The sequence below is a fragment of the Nocardia sp. X0981 genome, from assembly GCF_977089955.1.
Genome location: NZ_OZ372435.1, coordinates 2,491,486 through 2,503,568 on the forward strand (window position 1 = coordinate 2,491,486; position 12,083 = coordinate 2,503,568).

At 67.6% G+C, this 12,083-nt stretch carries 13 protein-coding genes; 6 read left to right on the forward strand and 7 right to left on the reverse strand.

The features are described from left to right. Both ACYR7D_RS10810 and ACYR7D_RS10815 read right to left on the reverse strand, forming a co-directional pair. Positions 1-837 carry a maleylpyruvate isomerase family mycothiol-dependent enzyme gene (locus ACYR7D_RS10810; RefSeq protein WP_459549472.1) on the reverse strand — a complete coding sequence of 279 codons (837 nt, stop codon included), beginning with the start codon at positions 835-837 and terminating at the stop codon, positions 1-3. Positions 838-876: 39 nt separating this feature from the next. Beyond that, positions 877-1,329, reverse strand: coding sequence for an HIT family protein (locus ACYR7D_RS10815; protein ID WP_459549473.1), 453 nt, complete (start codon positions 1,327-1,329; stop codon positions 877-879). A 301-nt stretch (positions 1,330-1,630) separates the two neighbouring features. Here ACYR7D_RS10815 and ACYR7D_RS10820 point away from each other — a divergent pair, with 301 nt between their 5' ends. The 4 genes from ACYR7D_RS10820 to ACYR7D_RS10835 all read left to right on the forward strand — a co-directional run bounded on the left by ACYR7D_RS10820 (position 1,631) and on the right by ACYR7D_RS10835 (position 5,041). Next, positions 1,631-2,746 (forward strand): Re/Si-specific NAD(P)(+) transhydrogenase subunit alpha, encoded by a 1,116-nt coding sequence (locus ACYR7D_RS10820; RefSeq protein WP_459549474.1) that lies wholly within the window; start codon positions 1,631-1,633, stop codon positions 2,744-2,746. After that, positions 2,746-3,066, forward strand: a complete 321-nt coding sequence (locus tag ACYR7D_RS10825) for an NAD(P) transhydrogenase subunit alpha part 2 (protein ID WP_459550117.1) — start codon at positions 2,746-2,748, stop codon at positions 3,064-3,066. The genes ACYR7D_RS10820 and ACYR7D_RS10825 overlap by 1 nt, the downstream gene beginning before the upstream one ends. A 3-nt stretch (positions 3,067-3,069) precedes the next feature. After that, the gene (locus tag ACYR7D_RS10830) at positions 3,070-4,488 is read left to right on the forward strand and encodes an NAD(P)(+) transhydrogenase (Re/Si-specific) subunit beta (protein ID WP_459549475.1); all 1,419 of its coding nucleotides are present in this window, start codon (positions 3,070-3,072) and stop codon (positions 4,486-4,488) included. 82 nt (positions 4,489-4,570) lie between these two features. Then, a complete protein-coding gene (locus ACYR7D_RS10835) occupies positions 4,571-5,041 on the forward strand; it encodes a nitroreductase family deazaflavin-dependent oxidoreductase (protein WP_459549476.1) in 471 nt (156 codons plus the stop codon). 88 nt (positions 5,042-5,129) lie between these two features. Here ACYR7D_RS10835 and ACYR7D_RS10840 read toward each other — a convergent pair whose 3' ends face one another. The 3 genes from ACYR7D_RS10840 to istB form a co-directional block, all read right to left on the reverse strand. Beyond that, positions 5,130-6,380 carry an IPT/TIG domain-containing protein gene (locus ACYR7D_RS10840; RefSeq protein ID WP_459549477.1) on the reverse strand — a complete coding sequence of 417 codons (1,251 nt, stop codon included), beginning with the start codon at positions 6,378-6,380 and terminating at the stop codon, positions 5,130-5,132. Positions 6,381-6,536: 156 nt separating this feature from the next. After that, a complete protein-coding gene (locus tag ACYR7D_RS10845) occupies positions 6,537-7,280 on the reverse strand; it encodes an IPT/TIG domain-containing protein (RefSeq protein WP_459549478.1) in 744 nt (247 codons plus the stop codon). Between the two features lie 776 nt (positions 7,281-8,056). Beyond that, positions 8,057-9,001 (reverse strand): IS21-like element helper ATPase IstB, encoded by a 945-nt coding sequence (gene istB, locus ACYR7D_RS10850; RefSeq protein WP_459549479.1) that lies wholly within the window; start codon positions 8,999-9,001, stop codon positions 8,057-8,059. Between the two features lie 186 nt (positions 9,002-9,187). Between istB and ACYR7D_RS10855 the strand changes: the two genes are divergently transcribed. Beyond that, positions 9,188-10,141, forward strand: coding sequence for an AraC family transcriptional regulator (locus ACYR7D_RS10855; RefSeq protein WP_459550118.1), 954 nt, complete (start codon positions 9,188-9,190; stop codon positions 10,139-10,141). Positions 10,142-10,161: 20 nt separating this feature from the next. Further along, a complete protein-coding gene (locus tag ACYR7D_RS10860) occupies positions 10,162-10,596 on the forward strand; it encodes an acyl-CoA thioesterase (RefSeq protein ID WP_459549480.1) in 435 nt (144 codons plus the stop codon). A gap of 14 nt (positions 10,597-10,610) precedes the next feature. On the opposite strand, the gene ACYR7D_RS10865 is transcribed toward ACYR7D_RS10860, so the two are convergent. Together ACYR7D_RS10865 and ACYR7D_RS10870 are read right to left on the reverse strand one after the other, a co-directional pair. After that, entirely contained in the window at positions 10,611-11,450 is an 840-nt protein-coding gene (locus ACYR7D_RS10865) for an SDR family oxidoreductase (protein WP_459549481.1), read from the reverse strand. A 46-nt stretch (positions 11,451-11,496) separates the two neighbouring features. Then, positions 11,497-12,051 (reverse strand): Lrp/AsnC family transcriptional regulator, encoded by a 555-nt coding sequence (locus tag ACYR7D_RS10870; RefSeq protein ID WP_459549482.1) that lies wholly within the window; start codon positions 12,049-12,051, stop codon positions 11,497-11,499. Positions 12,052-12,083: the final 32 nt, after the last annotated feature.

Genomic DNA, 12,083 nt, shown 5'->3' on the forward strand with positions numbered 1-12,083 from the left:
TCAGATGGTGAACGCGAGGTTGCGGATCAGCTGCCGCCCGAGCTCCGCGTCACCGCGGAAGGTGATCCGGTCCATCACCGCGTCCGCGGTCACCCGGCCGCCGCCGAGTCGTACCAGCAGCCCGGAATCCAGTGTGATCGCCACGGTAGCCGCACTATCGGTTTCGTCCACATAGCCGGCGCGATCGGCGACCCCGATGTGCAGGGTCCGGGCGAGCGGCCCGGTCACGTCGAGGGTGATCAGCGACCCGGCCGGCGCCTTCCCCCGTTTGGCGAGTACACGCGGCAGGGACCGGGCGAACTCCGCGAAGGCCGCCTCACCCCGGGCTCCGCCCTCCTCGACAGCCGTCCCGAGCGCATCGGCGATATCGAGTTCGTGCATCCAGCAGTCGAACAGCCGGATCCCCATGAAGCGGGCGTAGGGCACCTCGCCGACGGGCGAAGGTGTCGGCGTCACCCACGCGTCCTCGTCCATGGTGGCCAGTGCGGTGCGGCGCCGGGCCGTCACCTCGCGGTACAGCTGGAGCAGTTCCGCGCCCGAGCGGGGCCGCAGCCGCTGCAACCAGATCTCGTTGAACGCTCCGATCTCGTTGCGGACATGCGGCAGCGTTGTCACATCCACCTCGGGGGTCTCCGGATCGCGGGCCGGCGGTTTCTCGCCGAGCAGCATCGATTCGGTTCCGATGATGTGGGCGAGCACGTCGAACACCGTCCAGCCGGGGAGCGGGGAAGGGGTCCGCCAGTGCCCTTCGTCGAGTCCGGACACCAGCTCGTCGAGGGCGTCGAACTGCTCGGCCAAGAGGGCGGCGAGCTGCGGCCGGTCGGGAATATCGTTCATCGGGAATGCCTTCCGTGGGCTGGAGCGGAATTCGTCGGTTCAGTCGGTCTCGGGGTCCGGGGCCGGAGCGTCGAGGGCCGCCAGGTCCGCCCGCAACGCGGCAGCGATCCGTTCTGGTTCGCGTAGCCGGCGTATCAGTAGTCCGGCGGCGAACCGCAGCGTATCGCCGTGGCGGCGTGGCATGACGTGCAGATGGACATGACCGACCGTCTGGAATGCCGCTTTACCATCGTTGATCAGCAGATTCGCGCCGTCGGCGGCGAAACCGGGCCCCTGTACGGCCCGAGCCAGGCGGTGGCCGACCCGGAACAGTTCCGCCCCGGTGCCGGCATCCAATTCCGACAGATCGGTGGCATGCCGTTTCGGGATCACCAGCGTATGGCCACGGCTGATCGGCCGGATGTCCAGGAACGCGCAGACGGTGTCGTCCTCGTAGACCCGGTGGGCCGGTGCGGTGCCCTCCACGATCCGGCAGAAAACGCAGTCGCTCACAGGGCGACTCTACGGTGTAAGAGGGCTCCTGGCGCCAGTGTCGGCCGGGCGAATTCGCAAACTTTTCAGACCCTCGGCAACGTTCACTGCCGTACCGCCCGTGATCAGGCTTTACCGATGTGAAGATAACCGGCCGGGCAGTACGAATGTGACGGGCATCTCAGCTAATCTCACTCGGACCGATGTACGGTTGCGAGGATTTCGGGCCGGTGGTCTTCGGTGAACACCACCGTCCGGCGCCGTGATCGGCGGCCGAGCACAGCAGGAGAGGGAAGACAGACAAGTGGAGACAACGCATACCGTGAGCGATTCGTCGCCGCGCGGGGCGCGTGTCGGTGTCGTTCGCGAAACCGCCGCGGGCGAGCGGCGAGTTGCCCTGGTGCCGAAGATCATTCCCACCCTGGTGAAACAGGGCGTGGAGATCGTGGTGGAAACCGGAGCCGGCTTGGGCGCGCTCATTCCCGATACCGCGTACACGGAGGCCGGCGCGACCATCGGCGACCCGTGGAAAGCCGATGTGGTCGTCAAGGTCGCCCCGCCCAGCGACGCCGAAGTAGGCAGACTGTCCTCGGGGCAGACCCTCATCGGTTTCCTCGCTCCGCGCAATGCCGACAACCAGATCGGCGCGCTGAAGGAAGCCGGTGTACAGGCCTTCGCCGTGGAAGCCATTCCGCGTATTTCCCGGGCCCAGGTGATGGACGCACTGTCCTCGCAGGCCAATGTCGCCGGTTACAAGGCGGTTCTGCTGGCGGCCTCGGAATCGACCCGATTCTTCCCCATGCTCACCACCGCGGCCGGCACCGTGAAACCGGCGACCGTTCTGGTGCTGGGTGTCGGCGTCGCGGGTTTGCAGGCGCTGGCCACCGCCAAACGGCTCGGTGGCCGGACCACCGGCTACGATGTGCGCCCCGAGGTCGCCGATCAGGTGCGCTCGGTGGGTGCCCAATGGCTCGATCTCGGTATCGACGCCGCCGGTGAGGGCGGCTACGCGCGCGAACTCACCGATGCGGAGAAGGCACAACAGCAGCAGGCGCTGGAAGACGCCATCAAGGGTTTCGACGTGGTCATCACCACCGCGCTCGTCCCCGGCCGGCCCGCGCCGCGCCTGGTGACCGCCGCGGCGGTCGCGGGGATGAAACCGGGCAGCGTGATCGTCGACCTCGCCGGGGAAACCGGCGGCAACTGCGAACTCACCGAGCCCGGGGAAACCGTGGTGAAGCACGAGGTGACCATCTGCTCGCCGCTGAACCTGCCCGCCACCATGCCCGAGCACGCCAGCGAGCTGTACTCCAAGAACATCGCGGCGCTGCTGGAACTCATGCTCGCCGACGGCGAACTGAAACCGGATTTCTCCGACCAGGTGCTGGCCGATTCCTGCGTCACACGTGACGCCGAACCGACAACGAAGGCGCAATGATGTACAGCGAGCTCTTGGCGAATATCGCGATTCTGGTGCTGTCCGGGTTCGTGGGTTTTGCGGTGATCTCGAAGGTCCCCAACACCCTGCACACCCCGCTGATGTCGGGAACCAACGCCATCCACGGCATCGTCGTGCTGGGCGCGCTGGTCACGCTCGGCCGCATGGAGGACCCGTCGATCGGGGTGCAGCTCATCCTGTTCGTGGCCCTGGTGTTCGGCACGCTCAACGTGATCGGTGGTTTCGTGGTGACCGATCGGATGCTGGGCATGTTCAAAGGCAAGAAGCCCGCCGCGGGTGCCGAGAAGGCAGGTAAATGACCCATGGACAATCTGGTCGATATCCTCTACATCCTGTCCTTCGCCCTGTTCATCTACGGTCTGATGGGGCTGACCGGCCCGAAGACCGCGGTCCGGGGCAACTGGATCGCTGCGGCCGGTATGGCCATCGCGGTGATCGCCACGCTCATCGCGGTGCGCGATACCGGCAACTGGATCCTCATCGTCGCCGGCCTCGTGGTCGGGGTGGCCCTGGGCGTACCGCCCGCGCTGCGTACGAAGATGACCGCCATGCCGCAGCTGGTCGCGGCGTTCAACGGTGTCGGCGGTGGCACCGTCGCCTTGATCGCGTGGGCCGAATTCATCGACACCAGCGGTTTCTCGGTGTTCCATCACGGTGAGGAACCGACGGTGCACATCATCGTCGGATCCCTGTTCGCCGCGATCATCGGTTCGGTGTCGTTCTGGGGTTCGCTCATCGCGTTCGGCAAGCTGCAGGAAATCCTGCCCGGCCGCCCGATCGGCCTGGGGAAGCTGCAGCAGCCGGTCAACCTGCTGCTGCTGGTGGGCGCCATCGCGGCGGCCGTGGTCATCGGGCTCGGCGCCGCCGACGGCGGGGTCACGCAGTGGTGGATGATCGGCCTGCTGCTGGCCGCGGGTGTACTGGGCCTGATGGTCGTGCTGCCCATCGGCGGCGCGGATATGCCGGTGGTCATCTCGCTGCTCAACGCGCTCACCGGTTTATCGGCCGCGGCCGCCGGTCTGGCGTTGAACAACACCGCCATGATCGTGGCGGGCATGATCGTCGGCGCATCGGGCACCATCCTCACCAACCTCATGGCCAAGGCCATGAACCGGTCCATCCCGGCGATCGTCGCCGGTGGGTTCGGTGGTGGCGGTGCGGTCGCTTCGAGTGGCGACGGCACACAGAAGCAGGCCAAGGCCACCTCGGCCGCGGACGCCGCGATCCAGATGGCCTACGCCAACCAGGTGATCGTCGTCCCGGGCTACGGTATGGCCGTCGCCCAGGCACAGCACGCGGTCAAGGAGATGGCGGGTCTGCTGGAAGCCAAGGGGGTGGAGGTGAAATACGCCATCCACCCGGTGGCCGGCCGGATGCCCGGACATATGAACGTGCTGCTCGCCGAGGCCGAGGTGTCCTACGACGCCATGAAGGAAATGGACGATATCAACGGCGAATTCGGCCGCACCGATGTCGCTCTGGTGATCGGTGCCAACGATGTCACCAATCCGGCCGCCCGGGAGGATTCGGCCAGCCCGATCTACGGTATGCCGGTTCTCAATGTGGACCAGGCGAAATCGGTGATCGTGCTGAAACGTTCGATGAACAGCGGTTTCGCCGGTATCGACAACCCCCTCTTCTACTCCGACCACACCTCCATGCTCTTCGGCGACGCGAAGAAATCGGTGGGGGAGGTCACCGAGGAGCTGAAGGCGCTGTAGCGACACCCCATCCGTCGGCCCCGGCGCGGGACCGGTCCGAGTACCGGGCTCGTGGCGGGGCCGACGCTGTTACGGTCGGCGGATGGCTGACCTCGGCGTGAGACTGCTGCGTACCCGATGGTTCGCGCGGGCACCGATCCGGATCTTCCGGGCCCGGGCGGGATTCCTGTTCGGCGGCCGGTTGCTCCTGCTGGAGCATATCGGTCGTATCTCCGGAAAGTCGCGGTACGTGGCCTTGGAAACGGTGGACCGTCCGGATGCGGAGACGGTGGTGATCGCCTCGGGGTTCGGGGAAACCGCGCAGTGGTACCGGAATCTGCTGGCCGAACCGAACTGCCGGGTGAGTATCGGCACGCGCAGCCGGGTCCCCGCGGTAGCGCGGCCGCTGGACCGAGCGGAAGCGGCCGCGGTGCTGGCCGGATACCGGGCGCGGCACCCGAAGGCGTATCGGAAACTGGGCGACATCATCGAGAAGGCCACCGGCCGGACGATCGAGACCGTCCCACTGATCGAATTGTCGCTGCGTTCTTCCGGTTCCGGGCCCACCGGCTAGCCGGTCGGGGTGGGCCGCACCGCACCCGGAGCGCCCCGGGCACGGTGCGGTTCGGTGTCGTCCCGGCCGGCAGGCGGTCGGCGACCGGTCAGATCTCGGGCGGCGCGACGTAGGTGAACGCACCGGTCGCGGTGGCGCTACCACCGGCGGTGGTGACGACCACGTCGACCGCGCCGGCGGTTCCCGGTGGGGTGACCACGGCGAGTTGCGTATCGGAGACAACGGTGAACGCTGCCGCCGTACCACCGAAAGTCACCGACTCGGTGGTGGTCAGCGCGGTGCCGGGAATGGTCACCGAAGTCCCGCCGGCGATCGGCCCGGCGGCGGGGGACGGGGTACCGATCGTGGGTACGGCGACGTAGGTGTAGGGCAGTCCGTTGCTGGTGCCGCCGGGGGTGGTGACGGTGACCTGTACGGTTCCGGTTCCGGCCGGTGCGACAGCCGTGATCTGGGTGCCCGAGACCACGGTGAACGAACTCGCCGGTGTGGTCCCGAAGGTCACCGCCGTGGCTCCGGCGAGATCGGTTCCCGACAGGGTGACCGTGGTGCCACCCGCCACCGGCCCCCCGGCCGGACCGAGGGAGATCAGCGCGGGGACCGCGACGTAAGTGTAGGGCAGTCCGTTGCTGGTGCCGCCGGGGGTGGTGACGGTGACCTGTACGGTTCCGGTTCCGGGTGGGGCGGTGGCGGTGATCTGGGTGGCGGAGTTCACGGTGAAGCCGGTGGCGGGTGTGGCGCCGAAGTTGACGGCGGTGGTCCCGGTGAGGTTGGTGCCGGTGAGTGTCACCGTGGTCCCGCCCGCCGCCGGCCCCGAACTCGGGGCGAGTGAGGTGAGTGCCGGTACCACGACGTAGGTGTAGGAGGCGCCGTTGCTGGTGCCGCCGGGGGTGGTGACGGTGACCTGTACGGTTCCGGTTCCGGGTGGGGCGGTGGCGGTGATCTGGGTGGCGGAGTTCACGGTGAAGCCGGTGGCGGGTGTGGCGCCGAAGTTGACGGCGGTGGCTCCGGTGAGGTTGGTGCCGGTGAGTGTCACCGTGGTGCCGCCGGTGGTGGGGCCTTGGGTGGGGCTGATGCCGGTGAGGGTGGGGACGGCGGTGTAGGTGTAGGGCAGTCCGTTGCTGGTTCCGGCTGTGGTGGTGACGGTGACCTGTACGGTTCCGGTTCCGGGTGGGGCGATCGCGGTGATCTGGCTGCTGGAGTCGACCGTGAACGTTGTCGCGGTGGTGCCGAAACGCACGGTCGTGACGATTCCGACGAACCCGGTACCGGTCAGTGTGACGCTGTTGAGCCCGGAGGCGGGGCCCGAAGCCGGTGACAGGGAGGTCAGGGTGGGAGCCATGAGATGTGCTCCTTTCAGAAGCGGGGCGGAGCCCCCGTCCGGCCAGGAGCAGGGGCGGATCGAATGCTGCGGGATGCCTCCCCGGGCAGAGCGGTGAGCGCCCTGCCCGGGGCAGGCATCGGATGATCCGGGACCGTCGACGGCCCGTATATCCGGTCAGATACCGGGTCCGGCGATGTAGGTGAACGCGTCGGTCGCGGTGGCGCTGCCACCGGTGGTGGTGACCACGACATCGACGGCACCGGCGGTTCCCGGCGGCGTGACCGCCACGAGAGCCGTATCGGAGAGGACGCCGAACGGTGCCGGCACACCGTCGAACGTGACCGATTCGGTTGTGGTCAGACCGGTTCCGGGGAGGGTCACCGCGGTGCCGCCGGAGGCCGGCCCGGAGTCCGGGCTCGGGGTGCCGAGAGTGGGTGCGTCCACGTAGGTGTACGAGAGGCCGTTGCTGGTGCCGCCCGCGGTGGTCACGCTGACCCCGACCGAACCCGCTGCCGCGCCTGCGGGCACGACTACGGTCAGCACACCGTCGTTCACCACGGTCGGAGTCGCGGCATTGGCGCCGAAGGCCACGGATGTGGCTGTGGCCAGGCCGGATCCGGTGATGGTGACCGTCTCACCGCCCGCGGTGACTCCCGAGACCGGAGACAGGCTCGATTTGAACGGCGGGCCGATGTAGAAGAACGACAGCGGGTTGCTGGTTCCGCCCGGCGTGGTGACGGTTACCGGGACCGTGCCGGTCCCCGACGGGGAGGTGACGGTGACCGATGTCGGTGTATTGGCCGTGATGGTGGCGAGTTTGGTGCCGAAGCGTACGGCTGTGGCGCCACCGAGGTTCGTACCGGTGATGGTGACGGTGGTACCGCCCGCGGTGGATCCCTGGTTGGGAGAGATAGGCATGATGCTGTCTTTCTGATCATTGTGTTCGGTGGGCGCGACCGACCGGCACCGGGTGGCCGAGTGCCACCGGGTGGGACGGTTGCGTGAGAAGTTGTCGTCCGTGGTCTCCGCTGCCGATCGCGCGGCTGAAGGCGGGCGTGGACGAGGACGTCGCCCGCACGGGGCTGTCGTCCGAAACGTCGCCGGTGACGCGGCTCGCGCGGTCTCACCACCCGGGTTCGGTCCGGGCCCCGCCGCCGAAGCGGCGGGCTCACCGATGGGGTGGCCGGCGGCCGGTGGTTCGATCGATTGTCACCGGTAACGCAATCGAATTCAGTAGGTCATTGCCGGCTTCGGCCGACTACCTATCGGGTAACTGCTAATTCGCCATATTCCCCCTTGTTGTGTTCTGATCGGAAAACCCACTCGCAAAGATACGTCCGTGTAACACGGAGTGCAACAGTGAATTTCGCACGATAGATCCAGGTAGGAGAGCCTTACCGACTTCGGTCCGGCGATATTTATCGTCGATTCCAGAAGCGTTTCTCGCGAATTCCGACAGCGTTTTCTCATGAATTCCGGTGGCGTTTTACCGTGAATTTTGACGGCAGTGGGAAAAGGGAATCCGGCCGGTTTGTTCTCTCGGTCTCGCCGTGCCGGACCGTCCGATACGAGAGCGGGTGCCCGGCTGCCGGGTCCGTGCGGACGGCCCGGTGTACCGCGGGCACCGGCGTCTCGATATGCCCGGCCCGGACCGGGCGCCGGGCCTGGTCAACAGGGTGGCGCGACGAGCGTGTTCACCGGTTGTGGGTCCGGCGATAGCTGCGGGTCCCGGTTTCGACGATGATGCCGCCGAAGGTCAGCCGGTCGATGACAGCGGCGCGGAGCCGGTCGTCGGGGAAGATCTCGGCCCAGTTGGCGATGCTGCGGTTGGAGACGATCGCGACCGACTTCCTCTCCTCGCGTTCGGTCAGCACCTGGAACAGCAATTCGGCACCGCGCCGGTCCGGTTCGGTGTAACCGAGTTCGTCGATACAGAGCAGGTCGATACCCCGGTAGCGGCCGATGGCCCGGGAGAGCCGCCGGCCCTCGGCGGCTTCCATCAGTTTGTTGATCAGTCCGGCCGCCGAGGTGTACCTGACGCGGTAGCCGGCCTTCGCCGCTTCGATCCCCAGGGCGATGAGCAGATGCGACTTTCCGGTGCCGGGACCGCCGATCAGGCACAACGGCAGGCCTTTTCGCACCCACTCGCATTCGGCCAGGGTGTGGATCACGGTGGGGTCGACACTGGGATTGGCTTCGAAATCGAAGTCTCGCAGGGTTTTGACACGAGGGAACCCGGCCGCACCGACGAATCGCTCGGAGCGGCGCCGGGCGGTTAGCTGCTCCGTCCGCAGCTGCGGTTTGCGTTCCCGGATATAGGCACTGACCCGCTGATACGACACGTCCGTCATACCGTGCTCGGTGAGCAGGAGTCGATGGATGCGGGTCGCCGTATGGCGTTGTCTGGGCGGGCCCGCCAGATCGGCGCGCAGAATATCGTCGATGAGCGGTTTGTAGGGGTCCAGCTTCTGGGGTCGTGGCGGGTACTCTTTACGCGGCTCGGGTAGTACCGATTCCGTCGCCCGCGCCACTGTGCGCCACCCGACGCCGTATTTGCGCTCGATGGCGCGTTTGGACAACCCGGCCCGAAGGTCCTGCCGGATCGCCGCGTACAGCTCGACTTTCGACATATCTGACATCGGCACCCTCCCCTCGCCCCCACTTATTGCATATCCACATGATAGGTGCGCGGTGTTACACCACCGGCTTCGGAATCGACCGCTGTGCTGTCGATTCCGGTGCGCAACCGCCGTCACGATTGATGAGCGGTAGCAGGCCGGTCGGGGTCTGGCCGCGGCTCCGGCGACACGGCTATCGTGGGCGAAGTGGACGCATTGGCCGGGTTGCTGGAGGGGCCCAGGGCGCGAGGTGCCTTCCTGTTGCGCTCGTTGCTCAGCCCGCCCTGGTCGCTACGGATCCAGGACCGGTCGCCGCTCACGCTCGCGGCCGTGATCCGGGGCGCGGCGTGGATTCTCGCCGACGACGGCGAGCGCTATCGGCTGGCGGCCGGTGATGTCGCCGTGTTCCGGGGTCCACGGCCCTATACCGTCGCCGACGATCCGGCGACCGAACCGCAGATTCTCATCAACCCGGGGCAGGTCACCACCACCATGGACGGTGAGGTGCTCTGCGAAACCATGAATCTCGGCGTCCGGCAGTGGGGCAACGATCCGGACGGGGAGACCGTGCTGCTCACCGGTTCCTACGAGCACGCGGGGGCGGTGAGCCGGCGGTTGCTGCGGGCTCTTCCCGATGTGCTCGTGGTGCCGCGCGGGCGGTCCGACGACCGCGTCCTGGGGCTGTTGGTGGACGAAACGGTCAAGGACCGGCCCGCGCAGGGCGCGGTACTGGACCGGCTGCTGGATCTCCTGCTCATCGCGACCCTGCGCACCTGGTTCTCCGGTAACGAGGCACCGCCGTGGTACCACGCCTACAGCGACCCGGTGGTCGGTAAGGCGCTGCGATTGCTGCAGCACAATCCCGCCCACAACTGGACCGTCGCCGCGCTGGCGGGTGAGGTCGGTGTGTCGCGCGCGGCGCTGGCCCGGCGGTTCACCGAGCTCGTCGGCGAACCGCCGATGACCTTCCTCACCGAATGGCGACTGGATCTGGCCGCCGACCTGCTCGGAGGCACCGACCATACGGTGGAGGCCGTAGCCCGGCAGGTGGGTTACGGCAGTGCTTTCGCGCTGAGCACGGCGTTCAAGCGGCATTTCGGAGTGAGCCCCCGGGAGCACCGGCTCGGTGGCGCGGCCGCCGCGATGTCGCCGGCCGGCTGACCCTCGGTATCGTCGGCCGGGTGACGCAGCAGTATCCGGTGCTCTGGCCGGTGCCCACCCGCTGGGCCGACAACGACCACTACGGCCATGTGAACAACGTGACCTACTACGCCTACTTCGATACCGCGGTCAACGCGTGGCTGATCCATACGACCGGTACCGATATCCGCGAGTTGCCCGCTATCGGGATCGTCGCGCAGACCTCCTGCACGTTCCACGCCTCGCTGAGTTTTCCCGACCGGTTGCAGGTGGGTCTGCGCATCGCCCGGCTGGGCCGGTCCAGTATCACCTACGATCTGGCCCTCTTCCGGGAAGCCGGGGCGGCCCCGGAACTGGCCGCGACCGGTACGTTCGTGCACGTCTACGTGGATTCCGAAACGCGCAGGCCCGTGGCGATCCCGGAGGTCGTCCGCATCGCCGCCGAGACGCTGGTCACCGAGGATACGCAGCGGTAGTGCGCACCGGGGCCTCAGTCGCCGGCGTTTTCCAGCGCGGCCTGGAAGCGGCGCATACCGCGCAGCCAGCGGTCGTAATCCGCCCCCTTGTGCTGGTACATCGTCAGTACTTCCGGGTGCGGCAGGATCAGGAACTGTCCGGCCGCGACCCCGGTGAGCACCGTATCGGCGACTTCTTCCGGGGTGAGTACCGCGCCCGCGGTCTTCACGGCATCGATCGCCAGCCGACCGGCTCCGGCATCATCCGGCGAGATCATGCCTTCTCGTAGCAATGCGGTGTCCACCCCCATGGGGCATACGCAGCTCACCCGAATACCTTTGTCGCCGTAGGTGACGGACAACCATTCCGCGAAGCCGACGGCCGCGTGCTTGGATACCGAGTACGGCGCGGAGCCCAGTTGGGTGAGCAATCCGGCCGCCGACGCGGTGCTCACGAAGTAGCCACCACCGCGCTCCAGCCAGCCGGGGACGAGCAGCCGGGCGGCCCGGATATGGGCCATGGTGTTGATCTCGAGGGTCGCCGCCCATTGCGCGTCGGTGCTGTCGAGGCCGGCGCCACCGCCGATACCGGCATTGGCGAAGTACAGGTCGACCGGGCCGAACGCCGATTCCGCCGTATCGATCAGTCGCTGGATCACCTCCGGGTCGGCGGCGTCGCCTCCGGCGGATACCGCGGCCGGGCCGATCTCCTCCGCCACCCGGGCCGCACTCGCCGGGTCGAGGTCGGCCACCACGACCCGCGCGCCGTGCTCGGCCAGCCGCCGGGCGAGGGCCGCGCCGATGCCCGATCCACCGCCGGTGACGATGGCGGTCCTGCCCGGGTAGGTGTCCGATACTGTGCCTGCGATCTCCATGCTCGCACCTTAACGTCTACATGCGACATTCCTCCTGTTGTGTCGCTTAATAGGTGTCTCGTCCGCTCTCCGGGCCGGTCGTGGAGGCCGCCGGCGATTCCGATGCGGTCTCCGGGTGGGCCAGGCGGCGCAGCAACGGGGCGGTGCGTGGACCCACGAGCTCCTGCATGACCAGCGCCATATTCGTCCGCACCACGCCCGGGATCTTCAGGATCCGGCCGGTGATCCGGTAGAGGTCGTCGGCGTCGCGGGCGACCACCCGGACCGTCAGATCGGTGGCCCCGGTGAGTCCGCATACCTCGGTGACCTCCGGGACCTCGGCCAGTTCGGCCACCACCGCTTCCAGTCGATGCTGGTCCACCACCACCGCTACGAAGGCCGAGAGCCGGTACCCCAGGGCGCGGGGTGATACCCGGAGTTCGAAACTGCCCAGCACGCCGGAGGTCTCCCACCGTGCCAGCCGTGCCTGCACGGTATTGCGGGAGAGTCCGAGCCGGGCGGCCAGCTCCACCCCGGTGGCCCGAGGGGTGGCGGCCAACTCCAGCAGCAGTCGCGCGTCCGTGGCGTCCAGTACCGCCTCGCCGGTGTCCTGATTGGTCATATTACGCAGTATGACAGCTGGGCACCGGGTTG